The sequence below is a fragment of the Enterococcus sp. DIV1368d genome (assembly GCF_050542975.1).
Lineage (GTDB): Bacteria > Bacillota > Bacilli > Lactobacillales > Enterococcaceae > Enterococcus_D > Enterococcus_D casseliflavus.
The window spans coordinates 3,367,222-3,388,037 of sequence record NZ_CP172939.1 but is presented as its reverse complement, the minus strand read 5'-3'; the positions used below and the strand labels follow the sequence as shown (position 1 = coordinate 3,388,037).

Annotated in this window: 19 protein-coding genes; 10 read left to right on the top strand and 9 right to left on the bottom strand. The window is 43.3% G+C overall.

All coding sequences use genetic code 11. The features are described from left to right. Positions 1 to 64 precede the first annotated feature (64 nt). The 3 genes from IGJ44_RS16055 to IGJ44_RS16045 all read right to left on the bottom strand — a co-directional run bounded on the left by IGJ44_RS16055 (position 65) and on the right by IGJ44_RS16045 (position 2,931). Positions 65 to 1,486: a cryptochrome/photolyase family protein gene (locus tag IGJ44_RS16055; RefSeq protein WP_167827240.1), complete on the bottom strand. Its 1,422-nt coding sequence runs from the start codon at positions 1,484 to 1,486 to the stop codon at positions 65 to 67. A gap of 243 nt (positions 1,487 to 1,729) precedes the next feature. Next, positions 1,730 to 2,095: a DUF2512 family protein gene (locus tag IGJ44_RS16050; protein ID WP_010748938.1), complete on the bottom strand. Its 366-nt coding sequence runs from the start codon at positions 2,093 to 2,095 to the stop codon at positions 1,730 to 1,732. A gap of 362 nt (positions 2,096 to 2,457) precedes the next feature. Continuing rightward, a complete protein-coding gene (locus tag IGJ44_RS16045; protein WP_074536458.1) occupies positions 2,458 to 2,931 on the bottom strand; it encodes a DUF3955 domain-containing protein in 474 nt (157 codons plus the stop codon). A 425-nt stretch (positions 2,932 to 3,356) separates the two neighbouring features. Between IGJ44_RS16045 and IGJ44_RS16040 the strand changes: the two genes are divergently transcribed. From IGJ44_RS16040 to IGJ44_RS16005, 8 genes are all read left to right on the top strand, one after another. After that, complete coding sequence (locus IGJ44_RS16040) at positions 3,357 to 3,671, top strand: rhodanese-like domain-containing protein (protein ID WP_010748940.1); 315 nt, start codon at positions 3,357 to 3,359, stop codon at positions 3,669 to 3,671. Positions 3,672 to 3,673: 2 nt separating this feature from the next. Then, on the top strand, positions 3,674 to 5,332 hold the full coding sequence (locus IGJ44_RS16035) for an FAD-dependent oxidoreductase (RefSeq protein WP_074536459.1): 1,659 nt from the start codon (positions 3,674 to 3,676) through the stop codon (positions 5,330 to 5,332). Continuing rightward, entirely contained in the window at positions 5,325 to 5,624 is a 300-nt protein-coding gene (locus IGJ44_RS16030; protein ID WP_074536460.1) for a rhodanese-like domain-containing protein, read from the top strand. The genes IGJ44_RS16035 and IGJ44_RS16030 overlap by 8 nt, the downstream gene beginning before the upstream one ends. Continuing rightward, positions 5,621 to 5,881 carry a metal-sensitive transcriptional regulator gene (locus tag IGJ44_RS16025; RefSeq protein WP_005230585.1) on the top strand — a complete coding sequence of 87 codons (261 nt, stop codon included), beginning with the start codon at positions 5,621 to 5,623 and terminating at the stop codon, positions 5,879 to 5,881. Before IGJ44_RS16030 ends, IGJ44_RS16025 begins: the two co-directional genes overlap by 4 nt. Before the next feature lie 306 nt (positions 5,882 to 6,187). Beyond that, the gene (locus tag IGJ44_RS16020; protein ID WP_005230588.1) at positions 6,188 to 7,030 is read left to right on the top strand and encodes a PRD domain-containing protein; all 843 of its coding nucleotides are present in this window, start codon (positions 6,188 to 6,190) and stop codon (positions 7,028 to 7,030) included. Positions 7,031 to 7,035: 5 nt separating this feature from the next. Beyond that, positions 7,036 to 8,904 (top strand): beta-glucoside-specific PTS transporter subunit IIABC, encoded by a 1,869-nt coding sequence (locus IGJ44_RS16015; protein WP_005230589.1) that lies wholly within the window; start codon positions 7,036 to 7,038, stop codon positions 8,902 to 8,904. A 17-nt stretch (positions 8,905 to 8,921) separates the two neighbouring features. Beyond that, entirely contained in the window at positions 8,922 to 10,385 is a 1,464-nt protein-coding gene (locus IGJ44_RS16010; RefSeq protein WP_074536461.1) for a glycoside hydrolase family 1 protein, read from the top strand. A gap of 495 nt (positions 10,386 to 10,880) precedes the next feature. Continuing rightward, the gene (locus IGJ44_RS16005) at positions 10,881 to 12,197 is read left to right on the top strand and encodes an MATE family efflux transporter (RefSeq protein WP_074536462.1); all 1,317 of its coding nucleotides are present in this window, start codon (positions 10,881 to 10,883) and stop codon (positions 12,195 to 12,197) included. A 65-nt stretch (positions 12,198 to 12,262) separates the two neighbouring features. Here IGJ44_RS16005 and IGJ44_RS16000 read toward each other — a convergent pair whose 3' ends face one another. Further along, the gene (locus IGJ44_RS16000; RefSeq protein WP_008380254.1) at positions 12,263 to 12,469 is read right to left on the bottom strand and encodes a hypothetical protein; all 207 of its coding nucleotides are present in this window, start codon (positions 12,467 to 12,469) and stop codon (positions 12,263 to 12,265) included. Positions 12,470 to 12,838: 369 nt separating this feature from the next. After that, positions 12,839 to 13,579, bottom strand: coding sequence for an SDR family oxidoreductase (locus IGJ44_RS15995; protein WP_074536464.1), 741 nt, complete (start codon positions 13,577 to 13,579; stop codon positions 12,839 to 12,841). A gap of 165 nt (positions 13,580 to 13,744) precedes the next feature. On the opposite strand from IGJ44_RS15995, the gene IGJ44_RS15990 reads away from it, so the two are divergent. Further along, on the top strand, positions 13,745 to 14,182 hold the full coding sequence (locus tag IGJ44_RS15990) for a MerR family transcriptional regulator (RefSeq protein WP_005230594.1): 438 nt from the start codon (positions 13,745 to 13,747) through the stop codon (positions 14,180 to 14,182). 135 nt (positions 14,183 to 14,317) lie between these two features. On the opposite strand, the gene IGJ44_RS15985 is transcribed toward IGJ44_RS15990, so the two are convergent. The 4 genes from IGJ44_RS15985 to IGJ44_RS15970 all read right to left on the bottom strand — a co-directional run bounded on the left by IGJ44_RS15985 (position 14,318) and on the right by IGJ44_RS15970 (position 19,512). Beyond that, positions 14,318 to 15,067 carry a SagB/ThcOx family dehydrogenase gene (locus IGJ44_RS15985; protein ID WP_074536465.1) on the bottom strand — a complete coding sequence of 250 codons (750 nt, stop codon included), beginning with the start codon at positions 15,065 to 15,067 and terminating at the stop codon, positions 14,318 to 14,320. A gap of 352 nt (positions 15,068 to 15,419) precedes the next feature. After that, complete coding sequence (locus IGJ44_RS15980; protein ID WP_074536495.1) at positions 15,420 to 17,303, bottom strand: glycosyltransferase family 2 protein; 1,884 nt, start codon at positions 17,301 to 17,303, stop codon at positions 15,420 to 15,422. A gap of 171 nt (positions 17,304 to 17,474) precedes the next feature. After that, positions 17,475 to 18,575: an iron-containing alcohol dehydrogenase family protein gene (locus IGJ44_RS15975; protein WP_074536466.1), complete on the bottom strand. Its 1,101-nt coding sequence runs from the start codon at positions 18,573 to 18,575 to the stop codon at positions 17,475 to 17,477. Beyond that, entirely contained in the window at positions 18,511 to 19,512 is a 1,002-nt protein-coding gene (locus IGJ44_RS15970) for a bile acid:sodium symporter family protein (RefSeq protein WP_074536467.1), read from the bottom strand. Before IGJ44_RS15970 ends, IGJ44_RS15975 begins: the two co-directional genes overlap by 65 nt. 599 nt (positions 19,513 to 20,111) lie before the next feature. On the opposite strand from IGJ44_RS15970, the gene IGJ44_RS15965 reads away from it, so the two are divergent. Further along, positions 20,112 to 20,747, top strand: coding sequence for an NAD(P)H-binding protein (locus IGJ44_RS15965; RefSeq protein ID WP_430605961.1), 636 nt, complete (start codon positions 20,112 to 20,114; stop codon positions 20,745 to 20,747). Positions 20,748 to 20,816 lie beyond the last annotated feature (69 nt).

Here is a 20,816-nt window from a genome sequence, read left to right as displayed (position 1 = left end):
GTAAGAGACCGTCTTTGCTGGTTTTTTCTACCGAAAATGCTTGAGAGCAGTCCATGGCAGCTTTTTATGGTTCGATTTTACTATACAAATCGAGGGCTCTTTTTCTGGCTTCGTTGTGGTCGACTATAGGCAACGGATAGTCGGTGCCTAAAACTACCTTTAGGTCGGCTTGTTCTTCGTCAGTCATCAAGTAGGGTTCATGGATGAATTTTAGCGGCAACTGGGCGAGTTCGGGAACAAATTGTTTGATAAACGTCCCATCCTTGTCGAATTTTTTCCCTTGTGTAATGGGGTTGAAAATTCGAAAGTAAGGAACCGCATCGGTGCCAGTCGAAGCTGCCCACTGCCAGCCGCCGATATTGCTGGCAGCGTCGTAGTCGATCAATTGTCGAGCAAAATAGGCTTCTCCTTGCCGCCAGTCGATTAATAGGTCTTTGGTTAGAAAGGAAGCGACGATCATCCGTAGACGGTTATGCATCCAACCGGTTTGATTCAGCTGCCGCATCGCGGCATCAATGATCGGATAGCCGGTTTGCCCTGCTTGCCATTTGGTTAACTCCTCTTCATTCTTTCGCCAATCCATGTTTCGATATTTCTCAATGAGTTCATAGTTTTTTTGTTCAGGATGGCTGAAGTAGATCATATGATAAAAATCTCGCCAAGCCAGTTCTTTTAAAAAGGTCGCTTTGCCAGTGCTTGATGGCATTCCTTGGCAAGCGGCCCAAACCTTCCGAATGGAGATTTGTCCAAAAGACAAGAAAGGGGACAGGCGGCTGGTTCCTTTGATCGAAGGGATATCACGGTCTTTTTCATAGGCGGCCAAACGCTTTTGCACAAATGCCTGCAATTGCTTATGCGCATAGTCTTCCCCAACGATCGTTGAAAAATCGGTCTTTCTATTTTCTAGCAGCTTAGTAAGCAGTGCTGTCCCTGCTTTGAAGTGAGGGGCATCATCAAAATGAACGGCTTTTTCAAAATCGAGGTCCTGCTTTTGATACACCGGTTTGGGCAATTGAATCCATTTCTTATAGTAGGGGGTAAATTTTTTGTAGTACGTCCCATCCTCTTTGGTGACTTCTGTTGGTTGATGCAGATGATGGTCTTCAAAAGAATGGACAGTGATGCCTTTTTTCTCGACCAATTCTTTTATGTAGAGATCACGTTTACGACCAAATCCACGGTTATCAAAGTTGAAGTAAAGCTGGCTCCATTCTGGATAGCAAGCGAACAACTGATCAAAGGCTTCTGTCAAAGTCCCCGTCAAGAGGTGGATCGTCAGATTTTGCTTTTTGGCAGCCTCGATAAAGTGAGCAACCGCGCTAAAAAAGTAATCATGGCTTGGTGCATCGGGGAGAAACTGCTTGTCATTGAGATGAAACACACACAACAATTGGTCGTTTGCTTGAAGAGACGCAAGCGCCTCAGTAAGTGCCGTGTTGTCCTCTAAGCGCAGATCCTTTCTAAACCACATCACATGAATTGCCATACAAACCTCCTTGATAGTACAACCGTGCAAAAAAAACGATCGGATTTCGTTTATAGTAATGGAAAGATGGGATTTATTCAAATTTGGCGATTGCGTCAGCTAACCAGAAATCTTGGCAATCGTCCGTGTTTATAGAAAGTGTATGGAACAAGGAGATGTGTCGCTTTTCAATAGCCGATCTTGTAAACAAAAAAAATCGAACACAGAACAAGAGTCTGCGTTCGATTCTAGCAATCAACAAAATTATTTCATTTTCCGTTCATCTGGCACGATGTCTGCTTTTAACAACCAGATGTGGAAGAACCATTCTGCCACACCGATCAATACTGCTGGGATCAATACTAACATCCAGATGTCATTTGTATAGTCCATATAAGTCAGATACAGCCATAGGATAAGGGCTGCTGCGCCGGCATCTGCGATCGTTGCCGCAATGTTACCGATCTTGCGCAAAATGACCAAGTCGCCTAGCACATAGATCATCACCACAATGATCACACCGACGATCGTCGAGTCCATAAAACTGACATCGTAAATCCCTGACAACACAATCCACAAAATCGCCCAAATCATTAGTGCTTTAACAACCAACGCTTTTAGATGTTTCATTTCATACACTCCTTTTTATTATTTATTCCAAAAGCAAGAAGGTCATCTTAGTGATAACCTTCTATTTCAAGGCTATCATCTGACATTTTTTGTGTCAAAAAAAATGATTGGAATGGTTTTTTATACTATTTTAAGCATAATTGCTTGACGAATAGTCGTAAATAGTTTAAACACTTTAAGGAATGATCAGTGGGATTAATTTGTGAAACGAAAGAAGAATAGAGGGGATTTTGTAAGGAGATAAAGTATCGGTACAGTATTTATTGGAATCAAACAATTTAACAAGGCAATTTAAATGAAGCGACCCGCAAAAGTCAGGTTTTGATCTGTTTTTCGAGGGTCGCTTTATGCCTTCTTCTTATTTATTTTCTCCTAACAGCTCGAAAATAATTGAGCCCGGTTCCTGCAAATACTACGAAACTAGCCAATAGGAACAAAAATCCTACGGGGATTAGATAGAAATTTTCATGTAAAATGCCGGATTGATCGATGTATTCCACGGAGCTAGCTTTGATGAAGAAGCAGGCAAAGCCGAAAAGTAGTAAAAATGTTCCGATCAAGGTCGTGATCAAATTGAGTTTGGCGCGTCGGGTCTCGCTGCCGTCTTTGATTAGTTTTTCAGTGATCTTGTTCACTTGAGTTCCTCCTAAAATCAATTCATCAAGCGAGAGTTCAAAAATCGTGGCGATGGCAATCAGCATTTCTAAATCTGGTAGATTGCGATTGTTTTCCCAGTTCGAAACGGCTTGTCTTGTCACGTGTAGTTGAGTGGCAAATTGTTCTTGGGTCAAGTTATTTCTCGTACGTACTTCTTTGATTTTTTCGCCAAATTCCATCTTTTCTTCCTTTCGCTGATGTGACATAAGCATAGTCGAAACCCACGCTGATTCCAAGAAAGCAGGGCTTGCTGCTTGATAAATCAAGGGAAAGTGGTGCTTGCGTCGCTTTATTGTCCGCTATTGTTTAGGGCGGGAGCCAATCTTCTTTAACAATCGAAGCGATCAGCTGCTAAGTAAACGATTTGATACGTGTTATTTTTACAATGTATCTTTTCTTTTATTATAGCATTGTGATCGAGGGGAGGGAAATGTGTGATACGGGTCTTTCGCTACTTGATTGGTAGATGTCTAACAGCTGTCGAGAGTATCGAGTGGGGGGTAGCGCAACAGCAAGTTTCTTTTCTTAAAGAAAATCACTTAGTTGACAAAAAGGGAAACATCTTGTTTAATATACCCCAAGGGGTATACGAAAGGAGCAAGAAATGTTTTCACTATTTAAGCGCATACCAAGTATGTCAACAGCAGATTTACAAAAAGAAGGAGCCAAAGAATGGACGGTTCTGGATGTACGCACGCCGGCGGAGTACCGCAGCGGGCACATTGCCTATGCGAAAAATGTACCGTTAAATAAGGTTGCTGGATTTACTCAAAAAGGCGACAAGAAACTGGCAGTCATTTGCCAATCGGGGATGCGAAGCAAACAAGCAGCCAAAATCCTAAGTAAAAAAGGTTTTGATGTGGTCAACGTTCGTGGCGGCATGAATCAATGGCGCGGAACAACCAAAGGAGGAAAGTAAGGATGGAAAAAATAGTTATTGTCGGTGGGGTAGCAGGGGGAATGTCGGCAGCCACGCGCTTACGTCGGCTTAAAGAAGCAGCGGAGATCATTGTTTTTGAAAAAGGTCCTTTTGTCTCTTTTGCGAATTGTGGGCTGCCGTATGCTATTTCTGGTGAGATCGAAGAGCGGGACGCCCTATTGGTCCAAACACCTGAAGCATTAAAGAAACGGTTCAACTTAGATGTGCGACCTTTTCATGAGGTACTGGCGATCGAGCCAGAGGAGAAAACGGTGACGGTCAAACATGGTGAACACGTCTTCACAGAATCTTATGATGCGTTGATTTTATCGCCGGGGGCAAAACCGCTAGTACCGGCAATCAAAGGGCTAGAAGAAGCAACCAACGCCTTTTCTTTGCGCAATGTTCCTGACTTGGACCAAATCATGGCGCATCTTGAAGACAAAAAGCCTCAAAAAGCGACGATCATTGGCGCTGGGTTTATTGGTTTAGAAGTCGCTGAAAATTTACATAAAAAGGGCCTAGAAGTAACGATTGTGGAAAAAGCACCCCACGTATTGCCACCTTTGGATGAAGAAATGGCGGCGTATATCAAAAATGAATTGATCAAGCAAGGGGTCAATGTTTTGACCTCGCAGTCAGCGACTGCTTTTGAAAAAGCAGGGCAAGAAATCGTTCTGGAAGATGGCACGGTCCTGGCTTCAGATATCACGATTCTTTCGGTGGGTGTCCAACCAGAAACGGATTTGGCGAAACGTGCCGGTATTGAACTGGGACACCGGGGGGGTATATTGGTAGATGGCCAATACCAAACCAGTAAGAAAGATATTTACGCGGTGGGTGATGCCATCGTTGTGAAACAACAAATCACCAACGAAGACACGCTGATCTCCTTGGCGTCACCAGCCAATCGCCAAGGTCGGCAAGTTGCTGATGTATTGGGTGGACTGACTCGCAAAAACAAAGGCAGTATTGGGACGGCGATCGTGCGCGTATTCGATCTTGCGGCAGCGTCCACAGGGTTAAGTGAGCGCAGCGCCAAACTGGCGGGGCTAAATCCCCAGGTGGTTCATCTTTCAGGCAAAGACCATGCTGGGTATTATCCTGATGCGACGGATATTTATTTGAAGCTGATTTTTGATGCGGATACTGGAAAAATCTACGGTGCGCAAGGCATCGGTGCCAAAGGGGGCGATAAACGGATCGATATTTTGGCAACGGCGATCAAAGGCGGCTTAACGATCTTTGACTTGCCTGAACTGGAATTCACCTATGCACCGCCTTTTGGCTCAGCCAAAGATCCAGTGAATATGATTGGCTATGCAGCGATCAATCTGGCGGAAGGAATCAGTGAGAATATTCAGTGGCACGAATTGACGGATGCCTTAGAAAACGGTAAGCAGTTGTTGGATGTTCGTTCAGAGATGGAATTAACCAATAATGGGCGTTTTCAACAGGCACTCCATATTCCGTTGGATGAATTGAGAGATCGGTTGTCTGAATTGGATCCAAGCGTTTCGTATGTCGTTACGTGTCATAGCGGATTGAGAAGCTACATTGCCGAACGCATCTTAAAACAAGCGGGCATCAATTGTCAAAACCTCGATGGTGCCTTTTCGTTGTATAATACTATTAAGCCGGAGATGATTATTCATGATTAAAGCAATATCTATGGAGGAATTTGCCCAAAAAGAAAAACGTGAGGCGCTTGAGATCCTTGATGTCAGAGAAGTCGATGAGTTTGCACAAGGACACATCAAAACAGCACAAAACTTACCGTTGAGCGAGCTGACAGAACAAATCAGCGACTTAGAGAAGGATAAAAACTACTATGTCATCTGTCATTCAGGGGCTCGTTCGCAAATGGCATCTGAGTTTTTGAGCCAGCAAGGGTTTCAAGTGACCAATGTCCTCGGCGGCATGTCAGCATGGAGAGGAGAAATCAAACGATGACCGCATGCAACAAAGATATTTTGAATCGGTTAAAACGAACCGAAGGCCAGTTGCGGGGGATTCAAAAAATGATCGAAGACGAGAAAGAATGCGTCGATGTCATTACGCAATTGTCCGCTGTCAGTTCCAGCGTCAACCGTATTATGGGGATCATTGTCGCTGAAAATTTGAAAAATTGTTTGGAAAATCCAGACAGCGACACGGAAACCCAAAAGCAGAAAATCGATCAAGCCGTTCAGCTGATCGTGAAGAAATAACGGGATTTTTGAAAGGTTTGTCGCGTTTTTTCATTTGAAAGAGTTTATTGTCAACCAGTTTGAAGATTCGAAGCTGACCGCAAAAGAAGGGAAATACCTATTTTGCGGTTTTTTGTACATTAAAAAAATGATTGCGTTTTCTTTTTTTGGATGCTATGATTAATTTAAGAAATAAATAATGATTTTTTTTATGTGTATGTGACTGTACGGCAGGCAAGGCATAATAAAATCAATTTTGCGAGGATTCGCAGATTTGATTTTATTATGCCTTTTTTTACGCTTAGAAAGGAGGAAGGAGAAGAATACATGTATTTGATTAAGAAGGTTTTGAATGTAAACGTTATTATTGTTGAGAAAGACAACAAAGATGTTATTGCTTTTGGCAAGGGTATCGGTTATCGGCAAAAGAAAGGTCAATTGATTTCGGAAGAGAAAATCTCTAAATTCTATCTTCCGATTGAAGATAATCGAATGGAGTCCTTGATTACGTTTATGAACAATGTACCTGTAAAGTATATCGAGCTAGCGTATGAAGTCATTCAAGAAGCGGAGAAATATCTAGATACGGAGTTATCTGCTAATACACTCTTTTCACTGACTGATCATATTTATTTTACTGTCGAGAGGATCAGAGACAATGTCATTATGACTTCTTCAATGTATTGGGAGTTCAAACGATTTTATCCTGAAGAATTTCAGGCTGCTCAAAAAGGTGTTGCCATTATTGAAAAAGCACTTGGTATTTCTTTGAACGAACAAGAAGCAGCGAACATTACTTTCCATATCATTAACGGTAATAGTCGCTCAGCAATTCATGCTAATGCTATCCAAATCACAAAAATCGTGACAAATATTTTAAAGTCTGTACAAATGTTGGTGAAGAAAAAATTGGATAGCCACAGTCTGCACTATGAGCGTCTGGTTACACATGCCAAATTTTTTGCAGAACGCTATTTAACGAACACGATGTTAAACAATGATGCAGTTTTAATAAAGACAGTCTCTACGCTGTATCAAGAACCGATGGCCTATAGTCAGCGAATAAAACGGACTTTAGAAGAAATCTATGAGAAACCAATCACTGAAGAAGAAATTGCATATTTAGCTATTCATATTAATAGACTATTACTATCACAAAACGAGGAGTGAACCAAATGGTTGATAAAAAGAAAGAATCAGTAGACAAAATCATTCAATCGATCGGTGGAGAGAAAAATATTAACGCGGTCTATCATTGTGCAACTCGCCTTCGCTTCCAGTTAAAAGATACCACGCAATTCAATCAAGCACAGGCGAAGGAAATTCCAGGAGTACTAGGGACCAAATTGACCGGAGATGAAGTACAATTTGTGATTGGTGGAGAAGTAGGAAATTACTATTCGACTGTAATCAATCAGTATAAAATCACGGAAAAAAACAGTGCTGAAGCTGTAGATACACCTAAAAACGGACTTGTGAAACGAATCGTCGAAAACATTGTTGGTGTAATGGCGCCAATCATTACAGCATTGATCGGATTTGGTTTAATTCGGGCGGTTTTAGCTTTACTGGTCCTTTTGGGATTGAGTAGAGAAAGTTTAAATTATCAAATCATCAATATGATTGGAGACGCCGCCTTTTACTTTTTGCCTTTTTTAATTGCGGCTAGTGCGGCAAGACAATTCAAAACCAATCTTTATTTAGCATTGGGGATCACAGGCGTCTTACTACATCCAACATTTCAGAGTCTGGTTGCCTCGGATGTTTCTATGCAGCTATTTGGGCTTCCGATACGTGAAGCCGCTTATTCAGGAACGGTTATCCCAATCATCTTGATCGTCTGGGTTATGAGTTATGTTGATCGTTTATCTGAAAAGATCATTCCGAGTGTACTAAAAACCATGTTGAAACCGCTTTTCATCGTGATCATCATGGCCCCGCTAGCACTGATGATCTTAGGACCTATCGGCGCGATTTTTGGAGATGGATTGTTCTTTGTTGTGGATTATCTGCGAGTGACTGTTCCATGGCTCGTGCCGACACTGATGGGCATCTTCACGCCTTTATTAGTAATGGTTGGTATGCATACGGCTTTGACTCCGATTGCGCAAGTCTCCTTTTCAACCGTAGGCTTTGAGATCGTCCAAGGACCAGGTATGTTAGCAAGCAACATTTCGCAAGCGGGGGCCGCCTTTGGGGTATTTGTTAAAACCAAAGATAAACAGATGAAACAAATTGCTTTTTCCAGCGGTATCACGGCGCTTTCTGGTATCACGGAACCTGCACTGTACGGGGTTAACTTGAAACTGAAAAAACCACTGATTTATGTGATGATTTCAGGTGGAATTGCTGGTTTTTATGCGGGGATCAGCGGACTAGTCCGCTATTCATTCGGATCGCCGGGGCTTTTGACCTTGCCGGTATTTTTCGGAGAGGATGCCTCTAATATTGTAAAAGCAGCCATAACATTGGCGTTAGCTTTTTCGATATCGTTTGTTTTGACAGTCATTTTTGGTTTTGAAGAGAGTATTGAAGAAGATATGAAAACGTTGGAGAATCCTTCACCGATTGCTTCAGAAAAACGGACAGCGGCTGAAGAAGCATTGATTCAAGGCTTCGTCCGTGGCAGCGTTTTGCCGCTGAGTGAAGTAGCTGACGAGGTTTTTGCTACCGAACAAATGGGACCAGGGCTAGCGATCGATCCTGCGTCAGGAGAATTCCATTCACCGATTGAAGGCACGATAACGACTGTCTTTCCAACAAAACATGCCATCGGGTTGCGACATGATAATGGATTAGAAATGTTACTGCATATTGGATTAGATACAGTGAAACTGGATGGAGAAGGATTTGAACTTTTTATTGAGGAAGGTCAGCGAGTAAAGGCGGGTGAGTTGCTAGCCCGTGTTGATATTGATTTTATCAAGTCTAAAGGCTACGATCCAACTTCTGTTTTGATTTTTATGAACAATCAGAATGAACCGGTATTTTTTGAGCACGATGAATTGATTGATTACTCGAATAAATTAGTAACAATTATTTAGAAGAAAGAAGGGGAAAAATGAAAACAAAATTTCCAGATGGATTTTATTGGGGTGGGGCGACAGCTGCCAATCAATTAGAAGGAGCGTATCAAGTGGGCGGCAAAGGAATGTCAATCAGTGATCTGCTTCTGGGAGGCGATGTGAACACGCCTCGGCGAATCACCACAGAAATTGAAGAAGGTGCTTTTTATCCAAGTCATGAGGCGATTGATCATTTTCATCGATACAAAGAGGATATTGCTTTATTTGCAGAAATGGGATTTAAGCTGTATCGCTTTTCTATCGCATGGACTCGTATTTTTCCGACCGGTTTAGAGAAAGTACCAAATGAAGAAGGGTTAAAGTTTTACGATGATCTGATCGCAGAATTAAAGAAGTACGAGATAGAACCGATGGTCTCATTGTCTCATTATGAATCACCGATAGAAATGACAAAACAGTTCAATGGCTGGGAAAGCAGAGGAATGATTGAATCGTATGAAAGATTCGCCAAGACGGTCATTGATCGTTATCAGGATGATGTGAAATATTGGCTAACATTCAATGAAATCAATATTTTATCCAGAGATGTAGGGGTGGGTACGTATTTAGGAGGAGGAATGTATCCAAAAGATATTGATGATTTTTTGAATACACAAAATATCGATAACAGTCAGCAACGGTTTCAGGCGCTCCACCACCAATTCGTTGCAAGTGCTCGAGTGATCAAGTACGCAAAAAGTCTACACAAAAATTTGCAAATGGGCTGTATGATTGCCTATCGAATGATTTATCCGTTGTCTTCTCATCCAGAGGATATTCGTTTCGCACAAGAGATGACTAATATCAGTAATTTTTACTGTGGTGATGTTCAAGTGAAAGGTCGCTATCCATATTTTGCTAAAAAGTTTTGGCAAGATAGAAGGATAGACCTTACTATCGAAGCAGGAGATTTAGAAGTACTGAAAGAGGGCACTGTTGATTTCTATACGTTTTCTTACTACCAATCTTCTACTGTGACTAAAGTAAATGATCAAGCCGAAAAGCAAACGGGGAATTTTTTCAATGGGGTTAAAAATCCGCATCTTACAGCGAGTGAATGGGGCTGGGAAATCGATCCATTAGGATTGCGCATTGCGTTAAATCAAATTTATGAACGCTATGAAATTCCCTTGATGGTGGTCGAAAATGGGTTAGGTGCAATGGATACCCTGATTGAAAAAAATGGTGAATATACAGTCGAGGATGATTATCGTATCGACTATTTACGAAGACATATTAAGGCAATGGCTGATGCTATTGCAGATGGTGTTGATCTTATTGGCTATACTTCTTGGGGGCCCATCGATCTTGTTTCAGCAGGAACTGGACAAATGGCAAAACGCTACGGGTTTATTTATGTAGACAAGCATGACGATGGGACTGGCTCGTTGGCTCGCTATAAGAAAAAGTCCTTTTATTGGTATAAAAAAGTGATTCAATCAAATGGTGAAGGAAATTAAATAGAAAACTGCAAGCTCAAGTTATTACAGAAAAAAGCGAAGGTGCTGCTGATCCTTCGCTTTTTCGTCGCCTACAATTGGAAAGGGGGATTAAGTGTGGCTGACTTCTTCGTAAAAAATAGCGTTACGTTCTGCAAACAGTTGGGTTTCCCTCCTCTCTAATTCAAGAAAGGTTTCGTCTACCAGCAATTCGGCAGTGGCCCATGGAAAAGGTTCAGAAGAGCGCCATGTTATTCTGAACCTTTTTACTCTTCATCAGTGATTGCTTGTCGACACCAATAGAGGAAATAAGCGGAGATTGTCGGTATGTTTTGTTTTTTAATTACGAAGGAATATACACCGAGAAGGCTGTATGGTTAAATGGAGGGAGAAACGTCAAAACGCCCGATGGGTCGTTGAGTATTTATAGCGACCAACGATCGCTTTTCTTGTGACTAAAATCACAATAAGCGAGTGGATGTTGCGTAGTTATGACGAATGAGAGAGGAGAGCTTTTTGAACAAAAAAATACAGTCTTTTACATTGCCTTTAATTGCTTCCAATTTGTTTCAAATCATTATTGCGCAAGTTTCCTTAGCGATTATTTCAAGAAGATCCACGGAAGCGCTGGCGGCGATCGCACTGATCGACGGGTTTCTCTATGCTTTTGCGGGTATTTTAGGTGCGATTGGGCTGGCTTTTAATATTTATGGCGCAAAGGCAGTCGGGCAAAGAGAAGAGACGCAGTTAAATGATTATCTGTCGTCGATTCTTTTTCTAGTAGTCGCGATCGGCGTGAGCTTTTTCTTGATTTTCCTGCTTTTTGGACGCGGCATTTTGCAAATTGTCTACGGATTTAGCGGGGAGCTGCTAGGAACTGCGACATTGTATCTTGCAATCATGTCTCCCTATATTTTACTTACGTTAGTCACGTTTGTTTTTACTAGTCTTTTAAAAATTGAAAAGAAAACGAATTACATCCTCGGTGTTTCCATTATTAGTGCGTTGGTACAGGTGCTGCTTAGCTATCTATTGATCAACGGCAATCTCGGTTTTCCCGCAATGGGGGTCTTAGGCAGTGGCATCGCAAATATGCTTGCGACTTTGTTCTTGCTGGGGATTTATGGGGTTCTTTTAAGAGAAAGTCTAGCCAGGGGGCTGAAACAAAGACCACGAAAACGCACCTTCTTATTGAAAAAATCGGTCCCCTTAATGATTCAGGAATGCTTTGAGGGTTTAGTCTTTATTATTGCATTTGAGGCTTTCGTCTCACGATTGGGTGTCAGTACGTTGGCAGCCTATGCGATCGGCAGCCAAGGATTGATGATCGCACGTTTGCCTGCTTTGATGTATGGCAACGCAGTGACCGTCTTTGCGAGTGAGGCGAATGGTCAGAACAATCGTCAGAAGATTTTAGCAGTGGGGAAAAGTGCCTTCGTTTCTTCTTTTGTGGCTTATGTTGGAATCGCCAGTCTGATCTGGCTCTTTCGTCCTGCTTTTTTTCAGTTGTTTACTACAGATGTCGCTGTTTTAGACTTGTTGCCAGCTATTCTACCAATCATGCTGGGGATAATGCTCGTCAGTCCGTTATATGAGATCACAAAATACCTATTACAAAGCTTGGAGTGCAGTCGCACGGTTTGTGTGTTGACAGGATGCGTCAACACTCTGGTTTTAGTGGGAATCATGGGCTTTTGGCGCAGTGGGCAGCTGAACTTTTTCTTCCTCTACTGTCTATACGGCATGAATTTCCTGATTCTCGGTGGTTTCTTTGCAGGACTGTTTTATTGGACGATCAAGCAGCGTGATCCTCAGGGCAAAGAACGCCTTTGAGGGTTAAAAAAGCGAAGGTGCTGCTGAGCCTTCGCTTTTTCGTCGCCTACAATTGGACAGGGGGATTAATTGTGGCTGACTTCTTCGTAAAAAATGGCGTTGCGTTCTGCAATCAGTTGGGTTTCCCTTCGCTCTAATTCAAGAAAGGTTTCATCTGCCAGCAATTCGGCAGCAGAGTAGCCGGCAGCCAAGAAATTTTCGGCATAGGTCAATTTTTGATTCGTAATGTTTCTTCGTTGCTCGGCAATGACGAGTAGCTGTTTTACATTCATATACACACTCCATTCTTTTATAAAAAGCAAGTACTAAAAAGAGGACAGCTAAGGCAGTACTTGCAAGTCAACGGTGAAGGTAGGGCTGCGGCGCTTGCTCGGCTATTCATCGCTCATGAGGAGAACGTCCGGTTTGTTTCTGATTGGACGTTTTTATACGGAAGCTTTGTACTAAGTATAAAAAAATTTCCCCCGAAGCAACAGAACCTAGTCGTTTACATAAAGCAACCATTGGTTTACATCCCTCGGACAATTGGGTATTACAAGAAAATCAAGTAATTTTTCCAAGAAAACGGTGGGATTTGACGACAAAAAAAACCTGCGACCAGCCTGAAGCGGTCGCAGGTTTCGTAGATAAGTAGAAATAGATTAAACGGTTTGTTTTGCTGGGCGCAGCAAGACTTCGCTGATCGCCACATGTTTGGGCTGTTGAATGGCATAAACCACTGCATTTGCTACATCTTCTGGCGTTAGGCTGTTGCCTTCTACGCGAGAGGTTTCTTTCAAGGCTGCTTCTAGTTGAGCATTGCCGACGGTTTCAAACAATTCCGTGGAGACCATTCCTGGAGAGACGATGGTGGAGCGAATGCCATGTTCACGTTCTTCTTGGCGCAAGCCTTCCATGATTGCACGAACTGCAAACTTTGTCCCGTTGTACACGGCAGAACCTGGGTAAATGACATGTCCGGCAACTGAGTCAGTGGCGATGATCAAACCGTCTTGTTGTTTTTGCATGATGGGCAGCACAGCGCCGATTCCGTTCAATACCCCCATGATATTGATATCCAGCATTTTTTGCCAGCTGTCATAGTTCAACTCTGCCAAGTTTCCTTGAGGCATGATGCCAGCATTATTGAAAGGGACATCAATCCGACCAAAGGAGGTCATGGCTAAATCAATGACTTGTTGGACTTGTTCGCGATTGGTGACATCGGCTGTTTGATACAAGACATTTTCTCCTAATTTTTCAGCCAGTGCTTTGATGCGCTCTTCACGGCGGGCAGCGATCACTACTTTTGCCCCTTGTTCGGCTAGTTTAACGGCGGTTGCTTCCCCAATTCCTGAAGATGCTCCCATAATTACGATAACTTTTTCTTTGATTTCTGTCATTTGTATTTCCTCCAATGAATGACTTTTTCAGCGAATCCTGCTACTGCCAATGGTGAACCTGTGAGACGATAGGTGATTGACAGTACAGTGCTTGCGGTGTATTTTAATTGTAGAACCTGAAGTTAGGTTTAGGTCAAGTAATAAACAAAATTTTTTTTAGGAGCGATGCAAGTGAGTTACTCGATTGGCGAAGTATCACAAACGACCAATATCCCCATCTCGACTCTGCGTTATTACGATCGAGAAGGGATGTTTCCGAAGCTGGCCCGTAGTAATGGCGGCATTCGGGTGTTTTCCGAAAAAGAAGTAGCGACGATCAAAGTGATCGATTGTTTGAAGAATACTGGCATGCCCATCAAAGACATCAAGAATTTCTTGGATTGGGGCGAGGAAGGCGATGCGTCTTTGCAGAAACGGCAGCAGCTGTTTCATGAACGTCTGGAAGAAGTCACAAAGCAAATGGCAGCCTTACAAGAAACCATGAATACGATCAAATACAAATGCTGGTACTACGATACCGCGATGGCAGCAGGCACCGAAGCGGTGGTAAAAGAGTTGCCACTAGAAGAAATACCAGAAGAAGTCCGAGCATACAAACTGTAAGTCCATCGAAAAACCACCTGCTGTTTTTGCAGGTGGTTTTTCGATTGTACTAGTTTTGCTGGGAAAATCAACCTTGCCAGTTTCTAATGAAAGACTGACAACCCCACGAAAAATGAGACCTGTTACTCAGTAGCGCTACTCAATAACCCCTACAGGAATCAAATAGCGGGGTTCATTTTCCGTTGGCAGTTCTAATAATTCTTTGAGTTCATGATCCGTGAAGGCGCCGATCGGCACAGCACCTAAGCCTAACGCTTGGGCTTGCAAAAGGACGTTTTGGGCGGAATGACCGACTTCGATATAGGCATAGCGTTCGATTCCTCGGTCCCCATAGCGCTCGATCAGTCGTTCATAAACCACTGTATAAAGCAATGTGGCAGGTGCTTGTTGAATCGCTTGCTGATCCAACGAACCTTCCGCCAGTGCGGTCCGAAAATCGCCGGCAAGAACTTTTGCTAAGACATGTTGCTCAGGTTGATACAGATAAAGCCCTGGCTCAAGCCCCGTTACCTGTGTGACCACGACATAGAGGTCTAAGGGATACAAGGCACCAGCCGAAGGCGCTGTCCGGCGACCATCTTCTGTAGTGACACCGGCAGCGGCCCATAAAAGCTGTGCCAGCTGTTCTTGTGTTAGCTCAGTGTCTTGAAAATCCCGTTGCGAGCGCCGCTCGAAGAGAGCTTCCGACACACTGGTTTCCCCGTCTAAGATTGGTTGCGGCAATGGAAAGGTTTCATAGGAAACCGCTGGTTCAGAAGAAGTGGCGGTGTTGGTAGTCGGTTGTTCTTCAATTGGTGCCGTATCCGCACTGCAGCCAGTGAGGAGTAAGCCCAACACCAAAAGAGCGCCTAAATGAACAAAGCGAAATCGTTTGTAACGGGTCATGAGGGTTCCTCCTTTTTCTAAGGAATTCGTGTTATTTATAAGTATAACAAGGATTGCTTTTCCATGCGCTTTTATTCACAAACGGGTGAGCAGTGACAAGCGTATCAGCTCAATCAGGTCATAGGAAAAGCAGACTTTTTAATATTTTCTAAAGGCTTAAAAAGTATTTGCCATCGAGACATCATCAAGATTCTGTTATGGCTCTTTCAATCAATGATCATTGGAGAAGGATGCAGCAAAGGCCAGAGTGTTATCTAAAGGAAGAGAATCATCAGAAGATGGAGAACTGCCCTTTAAGGAGCTTTCTGGAATCAATAAAGCCCCTTTGTCTCTTGCGACAAAGGGGGCGGGGCTAACTATTCATTTCTGCGACTTCTTCCTCCATATCAAATTCCAACTGTTTGGCAGCATTGAGCTGGTCGCTATAGTAGCTGGCAAGCTCTTCAGCAGATTGCGGTGTTAGATTGTTGAAGGCAAAAGTCACATAGGTGCCATGATCCTCCAGACAGATCGAATTGATGGTGAAGCGGTGTTTATCATCGTAAAAGGTATAACTTTCACCTGGTACGAATAGTTGCTCGGGATGAGTACGGATACGGAAGCCGTTGAAACTCATTTGATACATTTCGAACGTCTTCGCATCATAAGAAAGCTGACGATTGATGGCGATACTCAAGGCTTCACTATCACTTTCGATAAAACGGTTTTTCCCGATCAAAATGGCATAAAACAAGCCATAGAGGTTATAGAGCGACCAAATCAAGGTCACGATATAGCCGAATTCATAGCCTTCTCCTCGGTACAAACGATACCCAGCCACCAGACAGGCAAAGGAAATCCAAGTAAAGAGGATGATGTGGGGCAAGACGGTTCGCCAATCAAAGGCGTTGCTGCCGACGATCTCTTTTTTGGTCACGTTGAATTTTTTCTGTGATTTCATAAATTCTTTGATCAATGCCCCAGTGTGGATAGGAGCGACAAAGCAATCATAGATGTGGGAGCTTGTCAGGTTCCTGATCTTAGGGACATACAGCCGAAACGACAGGGAAATCATAATGAAAGGCGGTAAAAAGAACAGCAACAATTGGTGATTGTTGCTTCTGACGATAAAGATATCAAAAACCATAAATAAGGTTGGTGCCAATAAAAAGATGATTTTTTGGAAAGAGGTAAACCAATACAAATAGGAGTTGTAATAACAAAGTTTTTGCATGAACGACAATCCTTTTAAGCGGCGTGGTTTGAAGTGGTCAAAAATTTGTTTCGTTCCTTGCGCCCACCGAGTCCGTTGTGAGGTCAGCTCTTTGGCAGTGTAAGGAGTGATCCCCAAGGCATAGGCTTTATTGATAAAAATCGTTTCATAGCCGGCGTCTTGTAAAAGCATCCCGGTCGCCATATCTTCGGTGATACTGCTGGTAGGAACGCCGCCGATCTCTTCAAGGGCACTGCGACGAATGATGGCATTGGTACCGATATGGATCAAAGCATTCTCACGAGAAAGTGCGGGTTCTAGAAAGCGCATGAATAATTCCTGTTCGTTGTACATGGATTTGCGCAGTAATTGAAAAGGATCTTTGTTATAAAATGTTTGTGGATATTGCACCAATGCAACTTTAGGATTGCGGAAATAGTCGACAGCTTCAAAAATAATGTTCTTTTTGACGATAAAGTCAGCATCCAGAAGCAAAATCAAGTCACTGCTGGTTTGGGACAAGGCATAGTTGATATTCCCAGCTTTAGCATTGGCATTTCCTTCGCGGGTCAAATAGCCGAGGTTCATTCGCTCGGCCATTTCTTTTAGTTCCTCTCGATGGCCATCATCGCAGATATAGATTTTTTTGTTGGGGTATTTCAAGGCTTTGACAGCCAGTGCCGTGGCGATCACCAGCTTGATGTCTTCATTGTAAGTACAAATAAAAGCGGCGACACTTGGCAAGAATTCTTCTGCTTCATCCCCCTCGTAGCGGTATTCTTTTGAGAGCTTGTTGGAAAAAAGGTAAACAAAAAAGCCATAGACAAACAAACCAATGACTTCCGCAATATAGAGAATGATCCCAAATACTAGTGAAGCAGAACTATCCATAGGGATCGTGAAAAACAAACGCCAAACCAAGTAAATAAGCAGAAAAGCAATCGTGATCTTCGAAAATAACTGTTTGATGCGATTATTTTTCTTTGCCAGAAAATACAACAAGAAAATGACCAAAAACAACCCAGATAAATAAACCAATTCCAAACCAATCTCCTCCTTTGTTATACTAAAATAGTAATAAGTTTTTAAAAATAAATCAAAGTAAACGATTGCATGTTTTTTAACATGTAAGAAAGAAGAAGGAGGAAAAGTACGAAGAAGCGAAAAAAAGGCCATACAAAAACCCTCCAGCAATTCGTTGCTGGAGGGTTTCATTTAATTGGCAGCTGCCAATGCTGCTTGGTTTTGTTTGGCATGATAGGCTTCCACGTCTAGGATGGCTTGTTTGAACATTTCTCGCGTGATCTCATAAGGCACGTGGACGATGTCATTGGTGGTCATTGCTTTGTCTAAGATTGCCTCAAGATCGCTGGTGTCGTTAAGGCCCATATCCACTAGGCAAACCGGCAGTTTGTTTTCCTTCATAAAGGCGTAGATGCGCTGGAAGAGGGCATCTTGCTGATCAAGCTGCAACAAGGCCAAAACGCCGTAACTAACGGATGCGCCGTGTAAATAGTCTTCCATTTTTTCCAAAACGGTCGTTCCGTAGTAAAAGGAATGAGCAAGGGCGGAGTTGTAATCATTGATGACTAAGACGGAAACTAAGCCGGTGGTTACGATGATATCCAAGACGACTTGCTCAATGGCATAAGACGGCTGATTGGCGGCACTGTCTTTCAAGGCTTGTGTGCCGTATTGCAATAAGCGTTCTGTGCACATTTTGCCGATTTGGATGCCTAACCCATCGGTGTAATCTAGCTGATCGCCCCGCGCTGAAAATGTTGATTCGATCTCTTTGGAGAGGGCATCGCCGATTCCTGCCCATAAGTACTTGTCGGGGGCTTGGGCGATGATCTCACTGTCGATAAAGGCATGGGTCGGCGGTTGCGAAGGGAAAAACAACCCTTGCATCTCGCCGTTTTCTTTATAGATGACACAAACCGCGGTGACTGGTGAGCAGTTGGAGCCGATCGTTGGGAAGGTGAAGACTGGTTTGCCAGCTTTTTCCCCAACCACTTTGACGGTATCGCAGACGCGGCCGCCACCAACGGCGAATAGAACATCGGCGGCTTGGACACTTGGAGTAGCGAACAGCTGATCGACGTTTTCATAGGTCGAGTTGCCGCCGTACCACAAGGTATCCGTCACTTGGACTGCTGACGTTAAAGCGGCTTTAATCTTGTCTTCGGCTTTTTCAAGGGCGGTTTTTCCGCCGATGATCACGGCATTGGTGCCGTATGGTTTTACGATGTCATTTACTTTTTCGTAGGCGTCCGCCCCGATTGTGTAGTTTGGCAAAAAGATACTTTGACTCATACTTTTCTCCTTCTTTCTTGGCCACGAGATTGGCTAAAATTGGTCCGGTAATTTGATGGATCACCATGCCGACTGCGGCAGGGGTAACGGCTGCCGCAATGGCGGCAAAGTGGGCATTGGCTAGCGAGATTGCTAGGCCAGTATTTTTCATTCCTAATTGAAACATGATGGATTTGGCTTGGGTGGCACTGACGCCCATCACACGGCTCAGACCATAGCCTGCGCCGTAGCCGATCAAGTTATGGAGCAAGACTAAGAAAATCACGATCAAGCCAGATTGGACGATGACGGCGCCGTTGCGAGCGACAGTTCCTGCAACGATCAATAAGATACTGACGGAAGAAATCAACACAAATGATTGCAGAAATCGCTCGATGTGCTTGGCAATGAGTTTGTGGACGGTCACCCCTAAAATGATCGGCAAGAGCACCATCTGCAAGACAGACAAGAGCATTTCCCAGAAGGAGATCTCGGTGTACTGACCAGCCAAGACATAAACCAAAAAGGGTGTAACGACGGTCGCTAACAAGGTCGATACCGTGGTCATGGAAACGGTGAGGGCGACATCGCCTTTGCCGATGAAGGTCATGACATTGCTGGCGGTTCCACCAGAAACGCAGCCTAGTAAGACAAAACCGATAATCAAACCGGAAGAAAGACCAAACAGCTGCGCTAAGCCGTAAGCCACCAAAGGGCTGATGGTGAACTGGAAAAGCACCCCTAAGATGAATGCTTTGGGCTGTAAGACGACCATTTTAAACGCAGCAACGTTTAGAGTCATCCCCATACAAAACATGATGATGCTCAAAAGAATCGTTGTACGAGGTGGAATCCATAAGAAGGGTTGCGGGAAAAAATAAGAGACGATCATCAATAAAATCATGATGTAGATCAAATACTTGTTTACAAAAGCAGCGATCGTGTTGACGGTTTTCATAATAAAAAATCATCCTTCCTTTTTCTGCTTGACCAATCAAGTGTCCAAACAGAAGGGGTCTTTAGAATAAGTGCAGTGCATAACCGCGGGGAATCGGCAGCAGTTGGTCAACGAGCGTTTTGGATCTATCTGACATCAAGGTGTCAGCTTGCAAAAGGCAGCTTTCTTGAAAATGGGTATAAAAAAACACTCCATCTAAAGAAGCTGTTCTTCTTTTTGGATGCAATGTGAATAGGGACTCTTTGAATGTATAAAATCAAACAGTCCCGACTATAATAATAAAATAATTCGTTTGCTAACATTGGTGCGGGTCATATACGCCACCGTCCTTTTCTTTATTTTGAATTTTCTAAATATTTAAATTATTTCTACCTAGTCTACAAAAGAGTCAACGCTTTGTCAATCGTTTGAGAAAATTTTTTTCATTTTTTTGGGTGTTTTTTAAAAAACATGGGTTTCTATGGGGAAAAACAGCAAGAATTGGTTTGTGCTGTGCTTTTTTCCCCTTCGTTTAGAAACAGAATAGTTGTTGGATCTTGGTTTTTGTCCTACGATGATACTAGCAAGAGTTGGAAAAAGAAACGAGAGGAGCAAAGAAAATGAAAATTTTTGTCGTTGGTGCTACTGGACGAGTAGGTCAAAAATTGATCACCTTTCTAGAAAAACAAGGACACATCGTTTATGCTGGTGCGCGCAGCAGTGAGAAAATCACAGAAACGGAGACGATCAAGCCCGTGTTCTTTGATTTACACACAGAACCGGAAGAGATGGCAGCGAAATTCGCAGATGCGGAAGCGGTATACTTCGTGGCGGGTTCCCGAGGCAAAGACTTGCTGCAATCCGATCTGTATGGTGCGGTCAAAGTGATGCAAGCCGCTGAAGCAAAAGGAATCAAGCGCTACATCCACCTTAGCTCAGCCTATGCCTTAGAACCTGAACAGTGGCAAAGGGAAGGCATGGCGTCATTGATGGATTACACGATCGCCAAATTTTTCTCTGATCGCTGGCTGATCGACAACACCGCACTAGACTATACGATTTTGCAGCCGGGTGCGTTGAAAGAAACACCAAGTTCTAGTTTGATCGAGATCAGTGAAACGACCTCTGGTGCGATCCCCATCGAGGATGTCGCCATCTTGTTAGGTGAAATGCTGGAACGTCCAGCAACTTATCAAAAAGTCATCAAAGTCCAAGCTGGGGAAACCCCCATCAGCGAGGCACTGGATCAGCTTTAAGGCGAGCCTTTGGGCTTGAAGAGAATGTACTGAAGGAGCTGCACGGCGATGAATCGTTGGCGTGCGGCT

Coding starts and splice junctions, on each gene's coding strand:
- IGJ44_RS15995 (WP_074536464.1), bottom strand. CDS start 13,579: ATGACAGAAATCAAAGAAAAAGTTATCGTAATTATGGGAGCATCTTCA.
- IGJ44_RS16030 (WP_074536460.1), top strand. CDS start 5,325: ATGATTAAAGCAATATCTATGGAGGAATTTGCCCAAAAAGAAAAACGT.
- IGJ44_RS16040 (WP_010748940.1), top strand. CDS start 3,357: ATGTTTTCACTATTTAAGCGCATACCAAGTATGTCAACAGCAGATTTA.
- IGJ44_RS16055 (WP_167827240.1), bottom strand. CDS start 1,486: ATGGCAATTCATGTGATGTGGTTTAGAAAGGATCTGCGCTTAGAGGAC.
- IGJ44_RS15965 (WP_430605961.1), top strand. CDS start 20,112: ATGAAAATTTTTGTCGTTGGTGCTACTGGACGAGTAGGTCAAAAATTG.
- IGJ44_RS16000 (WP_008380254.1), bottom strand. CDS start 12,469: ATGAATGTAAAACAGCTACTCGTCATTGCCGAGCAACGAAGAAACATT.
- IGJ44_RS15975 (WP_074536466.1), bottom strand. CDS start 18,575: ATGAGTCAAAGTATCTTTTTGCCAAACTACACAATCGGGGCGGACGCC.
- IGJ44_RS16015 (WP_005230589.1), top strand. CDS start 7,036: ATGGTTGATAAAAAGAAAGAATCAGTAGACAAAATCATTCAATCGATC.
- IGJ44_RS16025 (WP_005230585.1), top strand. CDS start 5,621: ATGACCGCATGCAACAAAGATATTTTGAATCGGTTAAAACGAACCGAA.
- IGJ44_RS15990 (WP_005230594.1), top strand. CDS start 13,745: ATGCAAGTGAGTTACTCGATTGGCGAAGTATCACAAACGACCAATATC.
- IGJ44_RS16045 (WP_074536458.1), bottom strand. CDS start 2,931: ATGGAATTTGGCGAAAAAATCAAAGAAGTACGTACGAGAAATAACTTG.
- IGJ44_RS16050 (WP_010748938.1), bottom strand. CDS start 2,095: ATGAAACATCTAAAAGCGTTGGTTGTTAAAGCACTAATGATTTGGGCG.
- IGJ44_RS16020 (WP_005230588.1), top strand. CDS start 6,188: ATGTATTTGATTAAGAAGGTTTTGAATGTAAACGTTATTATTGTTGAG.
- IGJ44_RS16035 (WP_074536459.1), top strand. CDS start 3,674: ATGGAAAAAATAGTTATTGTCGGTGGGGTAGCAGGGGGAATGTCGGCA.
- IGJ44_RS15970 (WP_074536467.1), bottom strand. CDS start 19,512: ATGAAAACCGTCAACACGATCGCTGCTTTTGTAAACAAGTATTTGATC.
- IGJ44_RS15985 (WP_074536465.1), bottom strand. CDS start 15,067: ATGACCCGTTACAAACGATTTCGCTTTGTTCATTTAGGCGCTCTTTTG.
- IGJ44_RS16010 (WP_074536461.1), top strand. CDS start 8,922: ATGAAAACAAAATTTCCAGATGGATTTTATTGGGGTGGGGCGACAGCT.